Source organism: Comamonas sp. UBA7840 (genome assembly GCF_002501455.1).
Classification (GTDB): domain Bacteria; phylum Pseudomonadota; class Gammaproteobacteria; order Burkholderiales; family Burkholderiaceae_C; genus Comamonas; species Comamonas jiangduensis.
In genome coordinates this window covers 1-21,619 of record NZ_DLTI01000002.1, presented here as the reverse complement: position 1 = coordinate 21,619, position 21,619 = coordinate 1, and the positions used below count along the sequence as shown (strand labels likewise).

General features: G+C 57.7%; 21 protein-coding genes. 18 read left to right on the top strand and 3 right to left on the bottom strand.

The features are described from left to right. The 3 genes from B3R00_RS00410 to B3R00_RS00400 all read left to right on the top strand — a co-directional run bounded on the left by B3R00_RS00410 (position 1) and on the right by B3R00_RS00400 (position 3,290). Positions 1–1,116, top strand: coding sequence for an ABC transporter permease (locus tag B3R00_RS00410; protein WP_286996754.1), 1,116 nt, complete (start codon positions 1–3; stop codon positions 1,114–1,116). After that, positions 1,113–2,732 (top strand): ABC transporter ATP-binding protein, encoded by a 1,620-nt coding sequence (locus B3R00_RS00405; RefSeq protein ID WP_286996753.1) that lies wholly within the window; start codon positions 1,113–1,115, stop codon positions 2,730–2,732. The genes B3R00_RS00410 and B3R00_RS00405 overlap by 4 nt, the downstream gene beginning before the upstream one ends. Before the next feature lie 114 nt (positions 2,733–2,846). Continuing rightward, entirely contained in the window at positions 2,847–3,290 is a 444-nt protein-coding gene (locus B3R00_RS00400) for an RcnB family protein (RefSeq protein ID WP_286996751.1), read from the top strand. A 164-nt stretch (positions 3,291–3,454) separates the two neighbouring features. Here the strand turns inward: B3R00_RS00400 and B3R00_RS00395 are convergent, their stop codons facing one another. Continuing rightward, positions 3,455–4,174: a lipocalin family protein gene (locus B3R00_RS00395; RefSeq protein ID WP_286996750.1), complete on the bottom strand. Its 720-nt coding sequence runs from the start codon at positions 4,172–4,174 to the stop codon at positions 3,455–3,457. Between the two features lie 269 nt (positions 4,175–4,443). On the opposite strand from B3R00_RS00395, the gene B3R00_RS00390 reads away from it, so the two are divergent. From B3R00_RS00390 to B3R00_RS00350, 9 genes are all read left to right on the top strand, one after another. Continuing rightward, on the top strand, positions 4,444–4,611 hold the full coding sequence (locus tag B3R00_RS00390) for a hypothetical protein (protein WP_219164369.1): 168 nt from the start codon (positions 4,444–4,446) through the stop codon (positions 4,609–4,611). A 211-nt stretch (positions 4,612–4,822) separates the two neighbouring features. Beyond that, a complete protein-coding gene (locus B3R00_RS00385; protein ID WP_286996749.1) occupies positions 4,823–5,212 on the top strand; it encodes a thioredoxin family protein in 390 nt (129 codons plus the stop codon). Positions 5,213–5,404: 192 nt separating this feature from the next. Continuing rightward, complete coding sequence (gene rimP, locus B3R00_RS00380; protein WP_286996748.1) at positions 5,405–5,983, top strand: ribosome maturation factor RimP; 579 nt, start codon at positions 5,405–5,407, stop codon at positions 5,981–5,983. Between the two features lie 73 nt (positions 5,984–6,056). Next, positions 6,057–7,544: a transcription termination factor NusA gene (gene nusA, locus B3R00_RS00375; protein ID WP_219164372.1), complete on the top strand. Its 1,488-nt coding sequence runs from the start codon at positions 6,057–6,059 to the stop codon at positions 7,542–7,544. Positions 7,545–7,569: 25 nt separating this feature from the next. Beyond that, positions 7,570–10,416 carry a translation initiation factor IF-2 gene (infB, locus tag B3R00_RS00370; RefSeq protein WP_286996747.1) on the top strand — a complete coding sequence of 949 codons (2,847 nt, stop codon included), beginning with the start codon at positions 7,570–7,572 and terminating at the stop codon, positions 10,414–10,416. Between the two features lie 92 nt (positions 10,417–10,508). After that, the gene (gene rbfA, locus B3R00_RS00365; protein WP_174863747.1) at positions 10,509–10,889 is read left to right on the top strand and encodes a 30S ribosome-binding factor RbfA; all 381 of its coding nucleotides are present in this window, start codon (positions 10,509–10,511) and stop codon (positions 10,887–10,889) included. A 2-nt stretch (positions 10,890–10,891) separates the two neighbouring features. After that, positions 10,892–11,857: a tRNA pseudouridine(55) synthase TruB gene (gene truB, locus B3R00_RS00360; protein WP_286996744.1), complete on the top strand. Its 966-nt coding sequence runs from the start codon at positions 10,892–10,894 to the stop codon at positions 11,855–11,857. 24 nt (positions 11,858–11,881) lie between these two features. Beyond that, positions 11,882–13,708, top strand: a complete 1,827-nt coding sequence (gene typA / locus B3R00_RS00355; protein ID WP_284213279.1) for a translational GTPase TypA — start codon at positions 11,882–11,884, stop codon at positions 13,706–13,708. Positions 13,709–13,918: 210 nt separating this feature from the next. After that, a complete protein-coding gene (locus B3R00_RS00350; protein ID WP_286996743.1) occupies positions 13,919–15,016 on the top strand; it encodes an enoyl-CoA hydratase/isomerase family protein in 1,098 nt (365 codons plus the stop codon). A gap of 421 nt (positions 15,017–15,437) precedes the next feature. Here B3R00_RS00350 and smpB read toward each other — a convergent pair whose 3' ends face one another. Beyond that, complete coding sequence (gene smpB, locus B3R00_RS00345) at positions 15,438–15,911, bottom strand: SsrA-binding protein SmpB (RefSeq protein ID WP_219164377.1); 474 nt, start codon at positions 15,909–15,911, stop codon at positions 15,438–15,440. A gap of 152 nt (positions 15,912–16,063) precedes the next feature. On the opposite strand from smpB, the gene B3R00_RS00340 reads away from it, so the two are divergent. Then, positions 16,064–16,504 (top strand): type II toxin-antitoxin system RatA family toxin, encoded by a 441-nt coding sequence (locus B3R00_RS00340; RefSeq protein ID WP_284213281.1) that lies wholly within the window; start codon positions 16,064–16,066, stop codon positions 16,502–16,504. Between the two features lie 10 nt (positions 16,505–16,514). After that, positions 16,515–16,829, top strand: a complete 315-nt coding sequence (locus B3R00_RS00335; protein WP_286996740.1) for an RnfH family protein — start codon at positions 16,515–16,517, stop codon at positions 16,827–16,829. A 46-nt stretch (positions 16,830–16,875) separates the two neighbouring features. On the opposite strand, the gene B3R00_RS00330 is transcribed toward B3R00_RS00335, so the two are convergent. Continuing rightward, the gene (locus tag B3R00_RS00330) at positions 16,876–17,283 is read right to left on the bottom strand and encodes a DUF4124 domain-containing protein (protein WP_286996739.1); all 408 of its coding nucleotides are present in this window, start codon (positions 17,281–17,283) and stop codon (positions 16,876–16,878) included. A 241-nt stretch (positions 17,284–17,524) separates the two neighbouring features. Between B3R00_RS00330 and guaB the strand changes: the two genes are divergently transcribed. From guaB to guaA, 4 genes are all read left to right on the top strand, one after another. Next, positions 17,525–19,000, top strand: a complete 1,476-nt coding sequence (guaB, locus tag B3R00_RS00325; protein WP_286996738.1) for an IMP dehydrogenase — start codon at positions 17,525–17,527, stop codon at positions 18,998–19,000. Between the two features lie 98 nt (positions 19,001–19,098). Next, entirely contained in the window at positions 19,099–19,359 is a 261-nt protein-coding gene (locus B3R00_RS00320) for a type II toxin-antitoxin system Phd/YefM family antitoxin (RefSeq protein WP_286996736.1), read from the top strand. Then, positions 19,356–19,790 carry a type II toxin-antitoxin system VapC family toxin gene (locus B3R00_RS00315; RefSeq protein WP_286996734.1) on the top strand — a complete coding sequence of 145 codons (435 nt, stop codon included), beginning with the start codon at positions 19,356–19,358 and terminating at the stop codon, positions 19,788–19,790. The genes B3R00_RS00320 and B3R00_RS00315 overlap by 4 nt, the downstream gene beginning before the upstream one ends. 35 nt (positions 19,791–19,825) lie before the next feature. Beyond that, on the top strand, positions 19,826–21,442 hold the full coding sequence (gene guaA / locus B3R00_RS00310) for a glutamine-hydrolyzing GMP synthase (protein ID WP_286996732.1): 1,617 nt from the start codon (positions 19,826–19,828) through the stop codon (positions 21,440–21,442). Positions 21,443–21,619: the final 177 nt, after the last annotated feature.

Here is a 21,619-nt window from a genome sequence, read left to right as displayed (position 1 = left end):
ATGGCTCTAACGCAAGCACAGTCTGCGCAAGCAGCTATATCTATAGAAGCGCGTGGCACGGTGCCAGCGCGCTCGGTGTCGCCCAGCCGGCGCGCGTGGCAGCGCTTCAAGCGCAACAAGCTGGGCTTTTACAGCCTGGTGATTTTTTGCGTGATGGTGGTGCTGAGTCTGTGCGCCGAAGTGGTGAGCAACGACAAACCGCTGATCGTGCGCTACGAAGGCCAGACTTATTTTCCCTTGCTGAAGGACTACCCGGAAACCGTGTTTGGCGGTGACTTTGCAACGCCCACCGACTACCTCGACCCGTTCATTCAGCAGCAGCTGCAAAAGGGCAGCAACTGGGCGCTGTTCCCCATCAACCGCTACGGCACGGACACCATCAACTATTTTGCGCAGTCTCCCAACCCTGCGCCGCCTTCGGCTGCCAACTGGCTGGGCACGGATGACCGTGGGCGCGATTTGCTGGCGCAGCTGCTCTATGGGTTTCGCGTCAGCGTGCTGTTTGCACTGGCGCTGACGGTGGTAGGTGTGCTGTTGGGTGTCATCACAGGCGCTATCCAAGGCTTTTTTGGGGGCAAGACGGACTTGGCCTTTCAGCGCTTTATTGAAATTTGGGGCTCCATGCCGGAGCTGTATCTGCTCATCATCTTCAGCGCCGTGCTGGCGCCCAGCACCAGCTTGCTGCTGGTGCTGCTGAGTCTGTTTGGCTGGATGGGGCTGTCCGACTATGTGCGCGCCGAATTTTTACGCAACCGCCAGCTCGACTATGTGAAAGCCGCACGGGCGCTGGGTGTGCCCAATGGGCAAATCATCTGGCGCCACATCTTGCCCAACAGCTTGACGCCCGTGGTCACCTTTTTGCCCTTTCGCATGAGCGCCGCCATTTTGGCGTTGACTTCGCTGGACTTTCTGGGTCTGGGGGTGCCGCCCGGCACCCCCAGCTTGGGCGAGCTGCTCAGCCAAGGCAAAAACAGCATTGATGCCTGGTGGATTTCATTGGGCACTTTTGCGGTGCTGGTCATGACCTTGCTGCTGCTGACCTTTATGGGCGACGCCTTGCGCGATGCGCTGGACCCGCGCAAGGCGCAGGTCACCGACGTGAAGGAGGGCGCATGATGGCCAACGCTGTAACAACGCCGCCGCCTTTGCTGTCTGTGCAAGACCTGAAGGTGCGCTTTGGCAGCAAAAAAGTGGTGCAAGGCGTGAGTTTTGATTTGCACGCGGGCGAGAAACTGGCGCTGGTGGGGGAGTCGGGCTCCGGTAAAACCATCACGGCGCTGAGTTTGCTGCGTTTGGTGGCTGATGCCCATATCAGTGGTAATGCCATGCTGGACGGGCGCAACCTGCTCTCATTGCCAGAGCGCGACATGCGCGCCATACGTGGCGGTGATGTGGCCATGATCTTCCAGGAGCCCATGACGGCGCTCAACCCGCTGATGCCCGTGGGCACCCAGGTGGCCGAGGTGCTGCAACTCAAGCAAGCGCTGAGCAAGCAGCAAGCCTGGGCGCAGGCGGTAGAGCTGCTGGCTACCACCGGCATTCCCGATCCCCAGCGCCGTGCGCAAAGCTACCCGCACCAGCTCAGCGGGGGGCAACGTCAGCGCGCCATGATTGCCATGGCGCTGGCCTCAAGCCCCAAGCTGCTGCTGGCCGATGAGCCCACCACGGCCCTGGATGTGACGCTGCGCATGCAAATTCTGCAGCTGCTGGGTGATTTGCAACGCCAGACGGGCATGGCGATCTTGCTGATTACGCACGATTTGCACTTGGTGCGCCGCTTTGCCGACCGCGCAGCCGTGATGGAGCACGGCATGCTGGTGGAGCAGGGCCCGGTGGCACAGCTGTTTGACCACCCGCAGCACCCCTACACCCACAAGTTGTTGCACAGCCAGCCTGAGCGGGCCGTATTGCCTGCCAACCCCAAGGCCAAGCCGGTGGTGCAGGCGCAGAAGCTGCGTGTGGGCTATCCGGTGCCGCTGCCCGGCCTCAAAGGCTGGTTCAAGAAAGGGGAGTTTGTGGCCGTGCAGGGCGCTGATGTGTGCCTGCGCGAGGGGCAGACGCTGGGCGTGGTGGGTGAATCGGGCTCGGGCAAGTCGACGCTGGCGCAGGCGATCTTGGGCTTGTTGCCCAGCCAGGGGGCGCTGCAAATTGCCGGCAAAAGCTGGCAGCAGCCAGCCATGCGCAACACGCCAGCCAACCAGGCGCTGCGCCAAGCGGTGCAGGTGGTGTTTCAAGACCCGTTTTCCTCGCTGTCGCCGCGCATGACGGTGGAAGAGATCGTTGGCGAAGGCTTGCGCGTGCATGCGCCGGACATCAGCGAAGCCGGGCGGCGCGAGCAGGTGCTGTCGGTGCTGCTGAGCGTGGGGCTGAGCGAGGAGCAATTTCCCGGCTTGCTGCAGCGTTATCCGCATGAGTTCTCAGGCGGTCAGCGCCAGCGCTTGGCGGTGGCGCGGGCTTTGATTTTGCGCCCCCGAATTTTGGTGCTGGATGAGCCGACCAGCGCGCTGGATGTCACCATCCAAAAGCAGGTGCTGGGTTTGCTGCAGCGCTTGCAGCGGGAGTTGGGCTTGAGCTACGTGCTGATTACGCACGATATGGACGTCATTCGCGCCATGGCGCATGAGGTGCTGGTGATGCAAAACGGTGAAGTTGTGGAGCAGGGGGCGGTAGACGCCGTGCTGAACCAGCCGCAGAATCCCTACACCCAGCAACTGGTGCATGCTACTTTGTAGGGCTACTGTAGGCCAGCATCATTTTTTGCCGCAACTTTACAAAAGTTGAACATGCGGCTTGCAAGGCCGTCTTAGCATGCGGCTTCACGCAATCAGCCACGAAAGGGCTTCATCATGAAAAAACAACGCATAACCGCAGTGATGACCGCATTGGTGCTCGGTGTGTCGTCACTGAGTGCTTTTGCACAACCCGGCCCACGTGGCCCGCAGGGGCCAGAACATGGTGCGCAAAAAAAGCACCAAAAAGGCCCGCAGCACGCACAGCCAGGGCGTCATCACCCAGCACCGCACTATCAGGCGCAGCCTCAGCACCCCGGTCACCCCCATGGCATGCCTCCCGGGCAGGCCAAACGCATGGGGGCTGGGCCCAATCACAATTGGGTGAAGGGCTCGCGCGTGCCACAGCAATACCGCTCGCACCAGTACGTGGTCAATGATTGGCACGGACATGGGCTCAAGCGTCCACCCCGTGGCTATCACTGGGTGCAGTACGGCAGTGATTACCTGCTGGTAGCAATTGCCACGGGCGTAATTGCGCAGTTAATTTTGGGCAATTAATCCGCGAAGGAACTGCCGGCTGTGCGCAGTCAGCGGCTATGCACTTGGGGCGAAACAAAAAAGGCTCCTGTGGAGCCTTTTTTATAGCAGTTGGCGCTTGTAAATCAGAGTTTTTAGTGTGAAATCAAACTGAAAACTTTGCTGGAAAAGCGCAACATGCTTTGTTATTTATAGCTGCCCGTGGGGTTGACGCCGTCTTGGTGTACCCAAAGTATTTTTTGGGTGTCTACCCCGAGCAGGTGGGCCTGTTGCAACAGCCGCTCTTCCACCCCCTTAGGCAAGGATGGCGAGCGTGAAAGAATCCAGAAATACTTCAGTGATGAGCCAATCACCATGGCCCACTGGTAGTCGTCATCCAGCGCAACCACGTTGTAGCCCGCGTAAAACGGGCCAAAAAAGGATACTTTCAGTGCGGCAATGTCGGCAGCAATGGTGGGCTTGGCCCTGCCGCGAGAAATTTTCCATTCCCCGCGCTTGGGGTCGTAGCCGCGGTTGGTGACGTCAATGCTCCCCTGGTGGTTGCGGCTGTATTCCGCCTGGGTGCGTTGTAAGCCCTTTTCAAAACTGTGATCGATACGCGCCAATTCATACCATTTGCCCAGGTATCGGTCGATATCAAAATTTTCTACCGGCCGAATTCCCTCTGGTACACGAGGGCTGCGCGAGGCATACAGCGCAGCCCCTGCCAGCGCGGCCAAGCCTACGGTGCACAGCGCCGCGCTGCTCAGGCGCATGTTGCTGCGCTCAGGGGGGAGGTGGTCGCTGGTGTGTTGCTGCAAGCTGGTTTTGAGGCTGTGCAAGCAGTGGCGCAGTTTGTCTTGGTCCTCGCAGCGAGGGCAGTGAGAGGTCATGTCGGTCTTGCAAGATCGGCGAAAGAAAGACATAGGCAAAGTCCTGTGGCAAATAACGTGGAGCACCTGGGTGGTGCGCTCGCAAAGCACACAGTATTTGTAGCAGAAGGCGAGCCAGGTTGTAGGTCGCGCCCGTGAATGCGTGTCCAGATGCGCGCAAGCTGTGGCGCACATGCCCAAAATGGCCTGAAAAAGATTGAAATGCCAAGATATGAGACAATTTTTCCAATCCCGCCGTCACGTTGCCCTGCAGTGTGTGGAAAAATACCGGGTTTACTGAAACCTCAACTGGAGAGATTGCCATGGGCAATAAGATCGTTACTGAAGCTGATCGCAAGCGCACCCCCCGTCCCGTTGCTCCTAACGGCGTGACCCTGTTGGCTCAAGGTCGTGGTCAGCGTGTGAGTTTGGAACGTGGTTCGCACACTCGCAGCAAGAAGAATCCAGGCAAGCGCGCTCACGCAGGTTAATCTGCGTAGCTGGGGTGGCTTGATCGCTTCTCCACTTGCTCCAAAAGCCTCAGGCCCTGCCTGGGGCTTTTTTGTTTTGCTCTGCTGCTCCAGCTAAATCTGCGGGCGGCACTTTGTCTTTGCCCGCACCAAAGTGCAAGGTGCCTCGAATGGTTACGATGCAAAGCTTTGGATTTTCGAGGCAGCCTTGTGCTGTGCAAAGAAAGTAAACATGGGCAGTGACAATTCTGCGAAGGCAGGGCAGCCAGCGGCTCCCATCGGTGCAACCTGGAGTGTGGTGTGTCTGTGCGCCGCGTGGTGCGGTGTGTGTCGCCAGTACGAGCCGCAATTCCAAGCGCTAAGCAAAAAATTTCCGCAGGTGCGTTTTGGGTGGGTGGATGTCGAAGATCAAGAAGCGTTGGTGGGTGACGTGGATGTGGAAACCTTTCCCACACTACTGATTGGTCGCGGTGACCGTGCCATGTTCTTGGGGCCTCTGTTGCCGCAGGTGAAAGTGCTGGAGCGCTTGCTGCAATCGCTGATGGATGGCCAGCTAGCGTCGTCTTTGTTGCCGGTGGAAGCGAACGCTTTGTGGCAGCGTATTGCAGGGCATTTGCGCTAAACGCTGCAGGAATTCGTGCAGCTTGACATTGCGAATCAATGCTTTGCGGATACAATAAAACATTCACGACCAAACGGGCGGGTACCAACCGCCCTTTTTTTTGGTCGCTTGCATTTGGAGCTCGAAGCCGCCAGCAAGCTAATTGCAGGATGGTTATCGGGTTTTTTGTACTTCCGGGATAGAACTTCGCACGTGGCACTACAGCAAATTGTTGAACAAACCGTAACGGGTCTGGGCTATGACCTGGTGGAGATTGAACGATCCGCAGGTGGATTGCTGCGCATCACCATCGACTTGCCTTGGCAGGCGCCTGAAGAAGGCGTGGATTCGTTGCCAGAAGCTTTTGTGACAGTCGAAGACTGTGAGAAAGTTACGCGTCAACTGCAGTTTGCATTAGAAGTCGATGGTGTGGACTACGCCCGTTTGGAAGTCTCGTCTCCTGGTATTGATCGCCCTTTGCGCCACGAGCAAGACTTTGTGCGTTTCGTGGGTTCCGAAATCGATATCACTCTCAAAGAGCCGATTGGCGCTGCCGGCGGCGGTGTCGTGAACGCAAATCGTAAAAAGTTTCGTGGAACGCTAGAGCGAGCGGAAGCAGGGGGCTGGCAGATTGTCTGGAGTGACGAGCCTGCGCGCAAGCCCGGTGCAAAAGTGAGTAAAAAACGTGAGCCCGCACCGTTGCAGGCGATGGGCTTTGCGCTGGATGAGTTGCGAGAAGCGCGTCTGGCACCTGTGGTGAACTTCAAGGGGCGTGGCGCCAAGCCCGCTTGAGATGCATGTCACAGCAAACAGGTGCCCCTTCAGGTGCCACGCTTGAAAGAATTGAAATTAGGAGAGTCATCGCATGAACCGCGAACTGTTGATGTTGGTTGAGGCCATTTCGCGCGAAAAGAACGTAGAACGCGATGTGGTGTTTGGTGCCGTTGAACTGGCTTTGGCACAAGCTACCAAGAAGCTGTATGAAGGCGAAGTAGATATTCGTGTTGCGATTGATCGCGATAGCGGTGACTACGACACTTTCCGACGCTGGATGGTGGTGCCCGATGATGCGGGTCTGCAAAATCCTGAAGCAGAGGAAATGCTGATGGACGCGGAAGAGCGCGTACCAGGTATCCAAGTCGGTGAGTTCATTGAAGAGCAGATTGAGTCTTTGCCGATTGGCCGCATTGGTGCAATGACCGCCAAGCAGGTAATCTTGCAAAAAATTCGTGACGCTGAGCGCGAAATGCTGCTCAACGAATTCATGGCACGTGGCGAAAAAATCTTCACGGGCACTGTCAAGCGCATGGACAAAGGCGACATCATTGTCGAATCTGGTCGTGTGGAAGGCCGCCTGCGTCGCAGCGAGATGATCCCTAAGGAGAACTTGCGCAATGGGGACCGTGTCCGCGCCATGATCATGGAAGTGGATCTGACCTTGCGCGGTGCGCCGATCATTCTGTCGCGCTCGGCACCTGAGTTCATGATTGAGTTGTTCCGCAACGAAGTGCCAGAGATTGAGCAAGGTCTACTGGAAATCAAGAGCTGTGCGCGTGATCCCGGCAGCCGTGCCAAGATCGCAGTGGTTTCGCATGACAAGCGTGTAGACCCGATCGGTACCTGTGTAGGTGTGCGCGGTACACGCGTCAATGCCGTGACTACGGAGTTGGCGGGTGAGCGTGTGGACATTGTGTTGTGGTCTGAAGACCCGGCACAATTTGTGATCGGGGCCTTGGCGCCGGCGAATGTCTCTTCTATCGTTGTGGATGAAGAAAAGCACGCCATGGATGTGGTGGTAGATGAGGAAAATCTCGCTATCGCGATTGGCCGTGGTGGTCAGAACGTGCGTTTGGCTTCGGACCTGACGGGCTGGAAGATCAATATCATGGATGCGGCTGAATCTGCTCAGAAGCAAGCAGAAGAGACAGACTCTGCGCGCAAGCTCTTCATGGAAAAGCTGGATGTGGATGAAGAGCTGGCTGGCATCCTGGTTGAAGAAGGCTTTGGCAGCTTGGAAGAAGTGGCTTATGTGCCGCTGTCTGAGATGCTGGAAATTGAGGCTTTTGATGAGGAAACTGTGGCTGAGTTGCGTGCCCGTGCCAAGGATGCGCTGCTGACCATGGAAATTGCTCAAGAAGAAAGCGTAAGCGGTGTCTCGCAAGAGTTGCGTGACCTGGAAGGTTTGACACCTGAGCTGGTGGCCAAGTTGGCTGCTGGTGGCGTGTTGACTCGTGATGACTTGGCCGATTTGGCCATCGATGAACTGACCGAATTGACCGGTCAAACCGAAGACGAAGCCAAGGCTTTGATCATGAAGGCGCGTGAACATTGGTTCACCGACGGTCAGGAATAAGGGTCAGGGAGGATCGAACGGAGATATGTCTTTGAACACTGTTGCCGAGTTCGCTAACGAACTTAAAAAATCCCCTGAGACTCTGTTGGAACAACTCAAAGCCGCAGGCGTTGGGAAGAATTCCAGCACCGACGCGTTGACGGAAGCTGATAAGCAAAAACTGCTGTCGTACCTCAAAGCCAGCCATGGCTCTGATGACAGCAAAAAGAAGATCACGCTGACGAAAAAGTCGACCAGCGAGATCAAGCAGGCTGATGCCACTGGCAAAGCCCGCACCATTCAAGTGGAAGTGCGCAAAAAGCGTACTTTCATCAAACGTGACGATGCCCCCGAGGTGGTTGCAGAGGCTGCAGCCCGTTCTGCTCAAGCTGCGCAAGCTTCTCAAGAGTTGGTACGCCGCGAGGAAGAGGCCCGCAAGCAAGCAGAGATGATTAGTCAAGAAGAAGTTGAGTTGGTGCGCGAGCGCCAAGAGCGAGAAGAGCGCGAAGACCGTGCACGCAAGGAGCGTGAGGCAGAAGAGCGCGCTGCTGCTTACGCAGCAGCAGAGGCCGCCAAGGCGCGTCAAGCCAAGGAAGCTGCGAAGGAAGTTGCTGAAAACAATGCAGCATTCGCAGAGGCGCGTGCCAAGGCGCAAGCAGAAGCGCGCGCTAAGGCCGAGGAAGAATCGCGCCAACGTGCTGCAGAAGAAGCTGCACGTGCCAAGGATCTGGATGATCGCCGTCGCAAGGCTTTGCAAGAAGCTGAAGCGATTCGCGCGATGATGGCTGCGCCCAAGAAGGTGCTGGTTGCCAAGAAGCCTGAAGAGCCCAAGAAGGCTGTAGCCGCTCCAGCAGCAGATGCCAAGAAAGCACCTGCCAAGGATGCCAAGGGCGCCGCACCGGCCACTGCCAAGGAGAAAGAGTCTTCGACAGCTAACCGTGGTGGCAAGGACAAGGAAGTTAAGTCTTCTAAGCTGTCTTCGACCTGGGGTAATGACGCTGGCAAGAAGAAAGAAATCAAGACCCGTGGCGATAGCTCTGGTGGCGTAGGTCGCTCGAGCTGGCGCGGTGGTCCACGCGGTGGCCGTCGCGGTGATCGCAATGACCAGCATCAAAGCCAGCAGCAGCAAGAGTTCCGTGCATTGGAAATCTCGGTGCCAGAAACCATCACTGTGGCCGAACTTGCCCACAAGATGGCGGTGAAGGCTTCTGAGCTGATCAAGGTGCTGATGAAGATGGGCCAGATGGTCACCATCAACCAGCCGTTGGACCAAGACACCGCCATGATTGTGGTGGAGGAAATGGGCCACACCGCCAAGGTGGCTGCGCTGGATTCTCCTGAAGCGTTTAGCGAAGAAGATGCATCCAAGTACACGGGCGAGCTGTTGCCACGTGCACCTGTGGTTACCGTGATGGGTCACGTGGACCACGGTAAGACCTCGCTGCTGGACTACATCCGTCGCTCGCGTGTGGCTTCTGGTGAAGCTGGTGGTATTACCCAGCACATTGGTGCTTACCACGTGGAAACACCACGCGGTATCGTCACTTTCTTGGACACTCCCGGCCACGAGGCGTTTACCGCCATGCGTGCCCGTGGTGCACAGTCCACCGACATCGTGATTCTGGTGTGTGCGGCCGACGACGGCGTGATGCCCCAGACCAAGGAAGCTATCAAGCACGCCAAGGCGGCTGGCGTTCCTATCGTGGTGGCGATTACCAAGGCTGACAAGCCCGAAGCCAATCCTGAGAAGGTCAAGCAAGAGTTGGTGGTGGAAGAGGTGCTGCCTGAAGAGTACGGCGGTGATTCGCCCTTCGTGGCGGTGTCTTCCAAGACCGGTATGGGTATCGACGAGCTGTTGGAGCAGGTACTGCTGCAAGCGGAAGTGATGGAGCTCAAGGCGCCTGTAGATGCATCGGCCAAGGGGCTGGTGATCGAGGCGCAACTGGACAAGGGCCGCGGCTCGGTGGCTACCGTGCTGGTGCAGTCGGGTACGCTGAAGGTGGGCGATGTGGTGCTGGCTGGTCAAACTTATGGCCGCGTGCGTGCCATGTTGGACGAAGATGGCAAGCAAGCCAAGGAAGCCGGTCCTTCGATTCCTGTGGAAATCCAGGGTCTGTCGGATGTGCCTCAGGCGGGTGACGACTTCATGGTGATGGCCGATGAGCGCCGTGCCCGTGAAATTGCCACCTACCGCGCTGGCAAGTTCCGCAACACCAAGCTGGCCAAGCAGCAAGCCGCCAAGCTGGAGAACATGTTTGCCGATTTGAGCGCTGGCGAAGTGCAGGTACTGCCTTTGATCATCAAGGCCGACATGCAAGGCTCGCAGGAAGCACTGGCTGCCTCGCTGCTCAAGCTGTCGACCGACGAAGTCAAGGTGCAGATTGTGTACTCGGGTGTGGGTGGTATCTCCGAGTCCGACGTCAACCTGGCGCTGGCTTCCAAGGCCATCATCATTGGCTTCAACGTGCGTGCTGACGTTCAAGCCCGTAAGACGGCTGAAGGCAATGATGTGGATCTGCGTTACTACAACATCATTTACGATGCGGTAGATGAAGTGAAGTCCGCCATGTCCGGCATGCTGGCTCCTGAGAAGCGTGAAGAAATCATCGGTATGGCCGAGATTCGCACCGTGTTTGTGGCGACCAAGATTGGCACGATTGCTGGTTCGTACATCACCCAAGGTCATGTGGTTCGCAATGCACACTTCCGTTTGCTGCGCGACAATGTGGTGATCTACACCGGCGAAATCGAATCGCTGCGCCGTCTGAAGGACGACGTCAAGGAAGTCAAGGAAGGCTTCGAGTGCGGTATCAAGCTGCGCAACTACAACGACATCCGCGAAGGCGATGTGTTGGAAGTGTTCGAAATCAAGGAAATCGCGCGTACGCTGTAAACCATAGCTGCCAGCGCTGATGAATAAAGGGTTTGAAGGTCGAAAGGCTTTCAAACCCTTATCTGACTAGCGCTACTAGCTCCTAATTTTTAATGGCACCTAAACGTAAATCTGCTGCGCCTAACCGCAGCTTTAAAGTCTCTGACCAGATCCAGCGTGATCTGTCGGAGCTGATCGCCCGCGAGTTGAAGGACCCGCGCGTAGGCATGGTCACCTTGCAAAGCGTGGAAGTCACGCCCGACTATGCGCACGCCAAAGTCTTCTTTAGCTTGCTCATTGGTGATCCCGATGAATCCCAAAAGGCCTTGAACCAAGCGGCAGGTTTTCTGCGCAACGGCTTGTTCAAGCGTTTGCACATTCACACTGTTCCCACGCTGCACTTCATCTACGACCGCACGACAGAGCGTGCTGCCGATATGAACGCCTTGATTGCCAAGGCTGTGGCGTCACGCGGACCTGAAGAGGCCCAATAAGCATGAACGCCACGCGCACACGGGTGCAGCGGCGCCCTGTGCATGGGGTAGTGCTGCTCGATAAACCGCTGGGCCTTTCCAGCAATGACGCTTTGCAGAAGGTGAAGTGGTTGTTGCGTGCTGAAAAGGCCGGACATACTGGAACTTTGGACCCTCTGGCCACCGGCGTGCTGCCGTTGTGCTTTGGAGCGGCCACCAAGTTCAGCCAGCTGCAGCTTGAAGCTGCCAAAACCTATATTGCAGTGGCCCGTTTGGGCCAGGTCACCACCACGGCCGATGCCGAAGGTGACGTGGTGCGCGAGCGCCCGGTCGATCTGTCCGCCATCACCCCTGAGGTGCTGGCACAGGTGCAGCAGCGCTTTACCGGCCCTATCAGCCAAGTGCCGCCGATGTACAGTGCCCTCAAAAAAGATGGCAAAGCCCTGTACGAGTATGCGCGCGCTGGCCTAGAGGTGGAGCGCCCTGCGCGCAACGTGACCATTCATGCACTTGACATCGTTTTGTGCAAGGATGCGGACGGCTGCGATGCGTTGCAACTGACGGTAACTTGCAGCAAAGGCACTTATATTCGAACATTGGCAGAGGACATGGGGGAGGCGCTCGGTTGCGGCGCTCACCTGCGTTCGCTGCGCCGAACCGATACGGGCGGCATTGGTGTGGATCGTTGCATCAGCTTAGATGCATTGATCAACATGCCCGAGGAAGAGCGCATGGCCTATGTGCAGCCAGCAGATTGTCTGCTGCATGCCCATACCCGTGTGACGTTGGATGCGCGTGAAAGCGGTCGTTTTTTGACCGGTTTGCGCCGCCGAGGTGACTGGCCCGATGCCGAGGCCGTTGCCGTGTATGGAGATGCGCCGCCCGCTTTGTTGGGTGTGGCACACATCACAAGCGGGGAGCTGATTCCTGATCGCCTGCTCAGCCCCCTGGAAATTCAACAAATTTTGGAAGCCACACCGCGCCTTTGAAAAGCACGGTCATTTGGAAACATTATGAGCAAACAAATCCGCAACATTGCGATCATCGCGCACGTTGACCATGGTAAGACCACCATGGTGGACCAGCTGCTGCGCTCTTCCGGCACATTTGCCGAGCACGAAAAAGTCGTTGACACCGTGATGGACAACCACGCCATCGAACGTGAGCGCGGCATCACCATCTTGGCCAAGAACTGTGCCGTGTCCTGGAAGGACACCCACATCAACATCCTCGACACACCCGGCCACGCGGACTTCGGTGGTGAAGTGGAGCGTGCCCTGTCCATGGTGGACGGTGTGGTGCTGCTGATCGACGCGCAAGAAGGCCCCATGCCCCAGACGCGCTTCGTTACCAAGAAGGCACTGGCTCTGGGCCTGCGTCCTATCGTGGTGGTGAACAAGGTGGACAAGCCCGGTGCCAACCCCGACAAGGTGATCAACGCCGCTTTCGACTTGTTTGACAAGCTGGGTGCTACCGACGAGCAGCTGGACTTCCCCGTGGTGTACGCCTCGGGCATCAACGGCTGGTCTTCCAAGGAAGAGGGCGAGCCCGGCGCGCAGTGGGGCCCCGACATGTCGGCCCTGTTTGAGACCATTTTGGAACACGTGCCAGCGGTGCAGGGCGATGCCAATGCGCCTTTGCAGCTGCAAGTGTCCGCGCTGGACTACTCCACATTCGTGGGCCGTATCGGCGTGGGTCGTATCACCCAAGGTACGCTCAAGCCCGGCCAGCAAGTGGCTGTGATGGCGGGTCCTGACGGCAAGGCTTATACCGGCAAGATCAACCAAGTGCACACTTTCCAAGGTCTGGATCGCGTGCAGGCTACGGAAGCTGGTCCTTCCGAGATCGTGCTGATCAGCGGTATCGAAAACATCGGTATCGGCGAAACCGTGACGGACCCTGCCAATCCCCAGCCTCTGCCGATGCTGAAGATTGATGAGCCCACATTGACCATGAACTTCTGCGTGAACACCTCGCCCCTGGCAGGTCGTGAAGGCAAGTTTGTGACCAGCCGTCAGATCTGGGATCGCCTGCAAAAGGAACTGCGCTCCAACGTAGCGCTGCGCGTCAAAGAAACCGATGAAGACGGTATCTTTGAAGTGTCTGGCCGTGGTGAATTGCACCTGACCATCTTGCTGGAAGAAATGCGTCGTGAAGGCTACGAGCTGGCAGTGTCCAAGCCCCGCGTCGTGATGCAAGAAATCGACGGTGTGAAGCATGAGCCTATCGAGCTGGTAACTGCCGACATCGAAGAAGGCCACCAAGGCGGCGTGATGCAAGCCCTGGGCGAGCGCAAGGGCGAGCTGGTGAACATGGAACCCGATGGACGTGGCCGTGTACGTCTGGAATACCGCATTCCTGCGCGTGGCCTGATCGGTTTCACCAACGAATTCCTGAACCTGACGCGTGGATCCGGTCTGATTTCCAACATCTTCGACAGCTACGAACCCCATAAGGGTGACATCGGTGGCCGCAAGAACGGTGTACTGATCTCCATGGACGACGGTGAAATCTTCACCTACGCCTTGGGCAAGCTGGACGACCGCGGCCGCATGTTTGTCAAGGCTGGCGATCCTGTGTACGAAGGCATGATCATCGGCATCCACAGCCGTGACAACGACCTGGTGGTGAACGCCACACGTACCAAGCAGCTGACCAACTTCCGTGTGTCCGGCAAGGAAGACGCGATCAAGATCACGCCTCCTATCGATCTGTCGCTGGAATACGGTGTGGAATTCATCGAAGACGACGAGTTGCTGGAAATCACTCCCACCAGCTTGCGCGTGCGCAAGCGCCACCTGAAAGAGCACGACCGCAAGCGTGCTTCGCGTGACGCGTAATTGAATTGCGGTGCTGCGGCGGTTTGCCAGTCAAGCCGCCCCAAACATCACATCCGAAAAAGGCCGCTTCTTGCGGCCTTTTTTGCGTCTGTATCCCCTTGGGGTAGACCTATGGTTTGTCCTAGGAATGCAGCGTGGGTGACAAAGTGAGTGACTGCGCTGCGGTATGGTGCGTGCTTTGTTGGAGACACCCCTAGGGAGCAAAACACCATGTCCGAAATTACCGCAGACGTTCTGGCTGAAGTACGTGGCCGCGTCGGCTTTATCACGCTCAACCGTCCCAAGGCCATCAACGCGCTGTCGTTGGGCATGGTGCGCGATTTGCTAGCCCAGTTGCTGGCGTGGAAAGATGACCCGCAGGTGCTGGCCGTGGCCATTCGCGGCAGCAGCAAAGAAGGCGTGTTTGGGCATTTTTGCGCAGGTGGCGACATCCGCTTTTTGCACCAGGCCGGCAGCACGGGTAACCCTGCGCTGGAAGACTTTTTTACCGAAGAGTACGCGCTCAACCACCTGATCTTTACCTACCCCAAGCCGTATATCGCCTTCATGGATGGCATCGTCATGGGCGGTGGCATGGGCATCAGTCAGGGTGCCAGCATGCGCATCGTGACCGAAAAGACCAAGATGGCCATGCCTGAGACCATCATTGGCCTGTTCCCCGATGTAGGCGGCGGGTATTTTCTCTCGCGCTGCCCCGGTGCGGTGGGAGAGTGGCTGGCACTGACCGGCGACACGATTGGTGCGGTCGATGCCCTGGCGTTCAATCTGGCGGATGCTTTTCTGCCTGCTGCGCAGCAGGCGGCACTGTGGGATGCGCTGGCTGCGCAAAGCTTTGACGGCGGCGACGCGGTGCAAGCTTTTGTGCAAGCGCACACCGCCCGCCAGGCGCCGGGTACTGCGCGCAGCACGGCGGAGATTGATCGCGTATTTGGCCTGCCCACGGTGCAGGCCATGATTGATGCGCTGGAGGCAGATAACACCAGCGAATGGGCGCAAGCTACCGCAGCCGCACTGCGCAAGCGCTCGCCGTTGATGCTGTTTGTGGTGCTGGAGCAAATTCGCCGGGCGCGCAGCATGGATGTGGCGACTGATTTGCGCATGGAGCGCGACATGGTGCGCCACTGCTTTTACCTGCGCCCGGGCCAGAGCGAAGCGGTGGAAGGCATCCGCGCGCTGGCGGTGGACAAAGACCACAACCCGCAATGGAACCCTGCGCGCATTGAGGATGTGCCAGAAGCGCTGTGGCGTGCGTTTTTTGTCAGCCCCTGGCCGGCGCACTCTCACCCGTTGCAAGCCTTGCGTGACTAGCTGGCTCTGCGCTGGTGCCCCCCTATGCGCCAGTGCGTATGAGGGTGGTGGCTGCACCTGCTGGCTTTGACTCCAAGCGCCTGAATCCACGCCCTGGATGCGCGTGGATTTGTGGGCTGCCTCAATCCTCCAAGCGTCGCAGCAATCCCAGTGCTACCGCTGCTTTGAGCGTGCGATGCGGAGGAGGGTGAATGCCTTGCCTTAGGTCTCCACATGGAGGCGGGAACTGAGTGATTGACGGCAGGCTAGTGTGTGAAATGCGAAAGGCGCGATAAGGGAGCGGCTGTACCAAGCGCAAGCAAAGTTGGCCGGCGCTATGAGATAAAGAGCTGCTTGCGTAGTCCTCGCAAGGTTTTTTGGATTTTATGGCTTGAAAACCTAGTGCTGACGTGCGCAGGTAGCTCTTTTTTTGATGGTCGTTCTAACGGTGGCGACTCTTCATGGCGCGCTCTACTTCGCGCTTGCCTTCGCGGTCACGGATGACATCGCGCTTGTCGTGCTCGGCCTTGCCCTTGGCCAGCGCTACATCGCACTTGACCAAACCGTTTTTCCAATACAGTTTGGTGGGCACCAGCGTGTAGCCTTTTTGCTCCACCTTGCCGATGAGGCGACGAATTTCGTCTTTTTTCATCAACAGTTTTTTGATGCGTGCTGCATCGGGGGTGACGTGGGTGGAAGCAGTTTTGAGCGGCTGGATCTGGCAGCCAATCAGGTACAGCTCACCTTCCTTGATGATGACGTAGCCTTCGCTGATTTGCGCCTTGCCACTGCGCAGGGCCTTGACTTCCCAGCCGTGCAGCACAATGCCTGCCTCGTGGCGCTCTTCAAAGAAATAGTCAAACGCGGCCTTCTTGTTTTCCGCGATGCGCGATGGTGCTTCTGGTTTTTTTGCCATGGGTCTTTCTGAGCGGGTGACCCGCAGATGCCGGGCTCTACCTACAATGGGCGTTTCTCCCGCTTAAGCAGCAATTCTAGTTTCTCCAGCACGGCGTAACCGGTATGGCATCACAATGCCCCAAGGTTCAGCTGCGCTGGCTTTGTGCTTTCATGAAAAACGTCAACAAGTCCGTCCTCATTTGGTATAGCCCTGAAGAAATGTTTGCCCTGGTGGCCGACGTGGCACGCTATCCGGAGTTTTTGCCCTGGTGCTCACACACCAAAGTGCTGGAGCAGGACGAAAAGGGCATGACGGCCGAAGTGGGGATGTCCATGGGGGCGCTCAAAAAATCCTTCGTCACCCGCAATGTGCATGAGGGCAAGCACAAGATCAGTATGCGCTTGGTGAAAGGGCCTTTTTCGCGCCTGGAAGGGCATTGGATTTTTCACCCGGTCGGAGATGGCTCACAGCGCGCCTGCAAAGTTGAGCTGCAACTGGACTACGGCTTTGACAGCATGGCGATTGCGACGCTGATTGGCCCCATCTTTGACCGCATTGCCAATTCGATGGTGGATGCGTTCATCAAGCGCGCAGAAAAAGTCTACGGTTGAGAGGCGCTACATGCTGCGTATCAACGTCGTGTGGGTCAATGCCCAAGGTCAGCTGCAAGAACAAGCCGTGCAACTAGAGCCAGGCGCTTGTCTGCAAGATGCACTGCGAGCCTGTAATTTGACGCTGCACAGCGCGCAAAGCTGCGGCATTTGGGGGCGCGTGAAAGCGCTGAATCAAGCTTTGCAAACTGGTGATCGTGTAGAGGTTTATCAGCCGCTCAAAGTAGACCCCAAGGTAGCACGTCGAGAGCGCTTTGCCAAGCAAGGTGCGCGCAGTGCAGGCTTGTTTGCCAGCCGCCGCGCTCATAGCAAAGCCGGCTATTGAGCCGGTTTGCTGGGGGGCTTGGCCTTCGGCGCTTCACCAACGGGTGTTATTTGCAGTTGTCTTTGACGATTTTTTTCGCGCGTTGCAAATCGGCTTGGCGACGCTCTTCCGTCATGATGCCGCGCTCGCCTTTTTCATTGACATAGGTGACAAGACCGCCCGATTGCAAAGAGGCCTGTGCTGCACGTGCGCGCTGGCAGTTTTCCTGGCGGGCTTTGGCCTGCAGGGCCTCTTGCTTTTTGCGCTCTGCTTCATCGGCTTTGCGTTGTGCTTCAAGGGCTTTGTCGTGCGCCGCGTTCTCGGCGTCTTCCTTGGCGCTGGGCTCGGGTGCAGGGCTGGTTGGCGTGGGTGAAGCGACGGGTGCAGCAGGCGCTACAGGCGCAGGCAGCTCATTGGCAGCGCTGGGGTAGAGCACTTTATCCACGGCCTTTGGAGTGCCTGGGGGCTGTTTCACAATCTGCTTTGGCGATATGTGTGCTGGTGGCGGGCGATCGCTGAAAACTTTGCGCCCTGTCTCGTCTATCCACTGCCATTGGGCAAAAACACTGGAACTGCAAGCGCAGAAAGCGAGGGCGAGCAAGAGTTGGTGTGTGTTCATGGCCGCCAGTTTAGCGCCCGCTCACAAGGTTTCTTGTTGCGTACATGGCACGGGTTTGCACGGACAAAGCTACAATCTTTCTTTTGGAGCCTTCACAATGCGCCTTCTCGGAAAAGCACTCACTTTTGACGACGTTCTGCTCGTCCCCGCCTACTCCGAAGTCCTGCCCAAGGACGTATCTCTCTCCACCCAGTTCACACGCAACATCACGTTGAACCTGCCTTTGGTCTCTGCGGCCATGGACACGGTGACGGAAGCGCGCTTGGCGATTGCGATTGCCCAAGAAGGCGGTATTGGTGTGATCCACAAGAACATGACTGCCGAAGAGCAAGCGGCCGAAGTGTCCAAGGTCAAGCGCCATGAGTCTGGCGTGGTGCACGATCCGATTGTCATCACCCCTGCGCACACCGTACTGCAAGTGCTGCAGCTGTCGGAAGAACGTGGCATCTCCGGCTTCCCCGTGTGCGATGGCGGCAAGGTGGTCGGTATCGTGACCAGTCGTGACGTGCGCTTTGAAACGCGCTATGACGTCAAGGTCAGCCAGATCATGACGCCCCGCGAAAAGCTGATCACCGTCAATGAAAAAGACGGTACCACCCCCGCCGAAGCCAAGGCACTGCTCAACAAGCACAAGCTGGAGCGTATCTTGGTGGTGAACGATGCCTTTGAACTCAAGGGCTTGATCACCGTGAAGGACATCAACAAGCAAACCAACTTCCCCAACGCTGCACGTGACTCCGCAGGTCGCTTGCGCGTGGGTGCTGCCGTGGGTGTGGGTGCTGGTACCGAAGAGCGCGTGGAACTGCTGGCGAAGGCCGGTGTAGACGCTATCGTGGTTGATACCGCACATGGCCACTCCAAGGGTGTGATCGACCGCGTGCGTTGGGTCAAGCAAAACTACCCACAGATCGACGTGATCGGCGGCAATATCGCCACTGGCGCTGCTGCGCTGGCCCTGGTGGAGGCTGGCGCCGATGCCGTGAAGGTAGGTATTGGTCCTGGTTCGATCTGCACCACACGTATCGTGGCAGGTGTGGGCGTGCCCCAGATCATGGCGATCTCCAATGTGGCTGAAGCGCTCAAGGGCACCGGCGTACCTTTGATTGGCGACGGTGGTATCCGCTTCTCGGGCGATATCTCCAAGGCACTGGCTGCAGGCGCATCCACCATCATGATGGGTGGCATGTTTGCTGGTACGGAAGAAGCCCCTGGCGAAGTGATTTTGTACCAAGGCCGCTCCTACAAGAGCTACCGCGGCATGGGCTCCATCGGTGCGATGCAGCAAGGCTCTGCCGACCGTTACTTCCAGGAATCGAGCACCGGCAATCCGAATGCGGACAAGCTGGTGCCCGAAGGTATCGAAGGGCGCGTGCCTTACAAGGGCTCCATGGTTTCTATCGTGTACCAAATGGCGGGCGGTGTGCGTGCTTCCATGGGCTACTGCGGTTGCAGAACCATCAAAGAGATGAACGAGAAGGCCGAGTTTGTAGAGATTACGGCTGCGGGTATCCGTGAATCCCACGTGCACGATGTGCAGATCACCAAGGAAGCACCCAATTACCGTGCCGACTAACGGTCAGTGCTGATCTGGCCTGAATACCCTTATTCTGGTCAGAATGCTAAAATCTGGTCTGAGCTACTGGCTTGGGCCAGATTTTTTTGTTTCTACCTATGCAATCTGTTGGTATCTACGAAGCCAAAACCCGCTTTTCTGCCTTGATCGAACTGGTCGAGCAGGGAGAAGAGGTGCGCATTACGCGCCATGGCAAAGAGGTGGTGCGCATGTTGCCCGTGCGCCGTCGCCCCGTAATTACCGATGAGCAGATCGCCCGTGAATTGGAACAAATTCACGCGTTGCAGCAGACAGTGCGTGCGCTTCCAGCTACAGAAACTGTAGTTGCATTGCGCCAGGCAGGGCGGAGCCAAGCATGAGTGCCTTTGTCATGGATGCCTCTGTCACCGCTGCCTGGCTGCTGCCTGACAACGCCAGTAGCTACACGCAGCGCCTGTACACCCGTATTCGCCGCCACGAGGTGGACCCGCAAGCCCCCAACCTGTGGCAGTGGGAATGCGGCAATTTGATTGCCTCGGGTGTCAATAGTGGGCGTATTCCGCACAGCTCGGTCGAAGGGCTGTGGGGTGTGCTGGAAGCCATTCGCCACCGTGTCGAATTGCATGATTTAGCTCCCGCCCAGCACAAAGCCGTGCTGGACGTGGCGTTGGACACCGGGCTGCCCGTGTACGACGCCGCTTATTTGTGGCTGGCGCAGTCCCTCAAACTGCCGCTGGCAACATTCGATCCTGCCCAGATCACTGCAGCGCAGCAGCGTGGAATCACGCTCTTGGCTGCAGCGGATTTTTGAACGGATTTTTCTTCCTCTTGCCTTTGGATCACACCATGCAACATGACAAGATTCTGATTCTTGACTTCGGATCGCAAGTCACCCAGCTGATCGCACGCCGCGTGCGCGAAGCCCATGTGTACTGCGAAGTTCACCCCTGCGACGTCAGCAGCGACTGGGTGCGCGAATTTGCCGCAGACGGCAAGCTCAAGGGCATCATCCTGTCGGGCAGCCACGCTTCGGTCTATGAAGTGGACGACCGCGCGCCCGACGCCGTATTTGAGCTGGGTATTCCCGTGCTGGGCATTTGCTACGGCATGCAAACCATGGCTACCCAACTGGGCGGCAAGGTGGAAGGCTCGGACAGCCGCGAATTCGGCTACGCCGAAGTGCGCGCGCACGGTCACACCAAGCTGCTGGAAGGCATCGAAGACTTTGTCACGGCCGAAGGCCACGGCATGCTGAAAGTGTGGATGAGCCACGGCGACAAGGTCACCCAGCTGCCCGAAGGCTTCAAGGTGATGGCATCGACCCCGTCGTGCCCCATTGCCGGCATGGCCGACGAAGCCCGCCGTTACTACGCCGTGCAGTTCCACCCCGAAGTCACGCACACCGTGCAGGGCCAGGCCATGCTCAACCGCTTTGTGCTGGACATCTGCGGCACGCAAGCGGACTGGATCATGGGCGACTACATCGAAGAAGCCGTTAAGAAAATCCGCGAACAAGTGGGCGACGAAGAAGTGATTCTGGGTCTGTCTGGCGGTGTGGATTCGTCCGTGGCGGCAGCCCTGATTCACCGCGCCATTGGCGACCAGTTGACCTGCGTGTTTGTGGACCACGGTCTGCTGCGCCTCAATGAAGGCGACATGGTCATGGACATGTTCGAAGGCAAGCTGCACGCCAAGGTCATTCGCGTCGATGCTTCCGAGCTGTTCCTGGGCAAGCTGGCAGGTGTGTCCGAGCCCGAAGCCAAGCGCAAGATCATCGGCGGCCTGTTTGTGGATGTGTTCAAGTCTGAAGCTGCCAAGCTCAAGGCAGCAACCGCTGGTTCCAAGGGCGCGACCTTCCTGGCCCAAGGCACCATCTACCCTGACGTGATCGAGTCGGGCGGCGCAAAGTCCAAGAAGGCGGTCACCATCAAGAGCCACCACAACGTGGGCGGTTTGCCAGAGCAATTGGGCTTGAAACTGCTGGAGCCCCTGCGCGATCTGTTCAAGGACGAAGTGCGCGAACTGGGCGTGGCCCTGGGCCTGCCTCGTGGCATGGTCTACCGCCACCCCTTCCCCGGTCCCGGCCTGGGTGTGCGCATTCTGGGCGAGGTGAAGAAGGAATACGCGGACTTGCTGCGCCGTGCCGACGCCATCTTCATCGAAGAGCTGAACAACTGGATCGAGGAAGCCACTGGCAAGAGCTGGTACGACCTGACCAGCCAGGCCTTCACCGTGTTCTTGCCCGTCAAGAGCGTGGGCGTGATGGGCGATGGCCGCACCTACGACTACGTCGTGGCCTTGCGTGCCGTGGTGACCAGCGACTTCATGACCGCCGAGTGGGCCGAGCTGCCCTATGGCCTGCTGAAGAAGGTGTCTGGCCGCATCATCAACGAAGTGCGAGGCATCAACCGCGTGACTTACGACGTAAGCACCAAGCCGCCAGCAACCATCGAGTGGGAATAATTTACAGTGATTCCAAGACGTCCAGCAGCGTCTTGGATTTTGAATAACTCTTTGAAATTCAGTGAGTTAAGTGTTTTTCGCAATCCTATGCGGTGCAGCGAGAACCACATATTTTTGCGGTAAATTTGACGGTAAATCCGTGATTTCCTGAGGCGCTGTGTTGATTTCCACGCAGAA

What these genes read in the sequence shown, in the direction of transcription:
- B3R00_RS00390 (WP_219164369.1), top strand. Translation starts at nt 4,444, where the DNA reads ATGGGCAATAAGATCGTTACTGAAGCTGATCGCAAGCGCACCCCCCGT.
- B3R00_RS00405 (WP_286996753.1), top strand. Translation starts at nt 1,113, where the DNA reads ATGATGGCCAACGCTGTAACAACGCCGCCGCCTTTGCTGTCTGTGCAA.
- B3R00_RS00340 (WP_284213281.1), top strand. Translation starts at nt 16,064, where the DNA reads ATGAAAAACGTCAACAAGTCCGTCCTCATTTGGTATAGCCCTGAAGAA.
- truB (WP_286996744.1), top strand. Translation starts at nt 10,892, where the DNA reads ATGAACGCCACGCGCACACGGGTGCAGCGGCGCCCTGTGCATGGGGTA.
- B3R00_RS00410 (WP_286996754.1), top strand. Translation starts at nt 1, where the DNA reads ATGGCTCTAACGCAAGCACAGTCTGCGCAAGCAGCTATATCTATAGAA.
- rbfA (WP_174863747.1), top strand. Translation starts at nt 10,509, where the DNA reads ATGGCACCTAAACGTAAATCTGCTGCGCCTAACCGCAGCTTTAAAGTC.
- B3R00_RS00400 (WP_286996751.1), top strand. Translation starts at nt 2,847, where the DNA reads ATGAAAAAACAACGCATAACCGCAGTGATGACCGCATTGGTGCTCGGT.
- B3R00_RS00350 (WP_286996743.1), top strand. Translation starts at nt 13,919, where the DNA reads ATGTCCGAAATTACCGCAGACGTTCTGGCTGAAGTACGTGGCCGCGTC.
- B3R00_RS00385 (WP_286996749.1), top strand. Translation starts at nt 4,823, where the DNA reads ATGGGCAGTGACAATTCTGCGAAGGCAGGGCAGCCAGCGGCTCCCATC.
- smpB (WP_219164377.1), bottom strand. Translation starts at nt 15,911, where the DNA reads ATGGCAAAAAAACCAGAAGCACCATCGCGCATCGCGGAAAACAAGAAG.
- B3R00_RS00320 (WP_286996736.1), top strand. Translation starts at nt 19,099, where the DNA reads ATGCAATCTGTTGGTATCTACGAAGCCAAAACCCGCTTTTCTGCCTTG.
- typA (WP_284213279.1), top strand. Translation starts at nt 11,882, where the DNA reads ATGAGCAAACAAATCCGCAACATTGCGATCATCGCGCACGTTGACCAT.
- B3R00_RS00395 (WP_286996750.1), bottom strand. Translation starts at nt 4,174, where the DNA reads ATGTCTTTCTTTCGCCGATCTTGCAAGACCGACATGACCTCTCACTGC.
- B3R00_RS00335 (WP_286996740.1), top strand. Translation starts at nt 16,515, where the DNA reads ATGCTGCGTATCAACGTCGTGTGGGTCAATGCCCAAGGTCAGCTGCAA.
- guaA (WP_286996732.1), top strand. Translation starts at nt 19,826, where the DNA reads ATGCAACATGACAAGATTCTGATTCTTGACTTCGGATCGCAAGTCACC.
- B3R00_RS00315 (WP_286996734.1), top strand. Translation starts at nt 19,356, where the DNA reads ATGAGTGCCTTTGTCATGGATGCCTCTGTCACCGCTGCCTGGCTGCTG.
- infB (WP_286996747.1), top strand. Translation starts at nt 7,570, where the DNA reads ATGTCTTTGAACACTGTTGCCGAGTTCGCTAACGAACTTAAAAAATCC.
- guaB (WP_286996738.1), top strand. Translation starts at nt 17,525, where the DNA reads ATGCGCCTTCTCGGAAAAGCACTCACTTTTGACGACGTTCTGCTCGTC.
- nusA (WP_219164372.1), top strand. Translation starts at nt 6,057, where the DNA reads ATGAACCGCGAACTGTTGATGTTGGTTGAGGCCATTTCGCGCGAAAAG.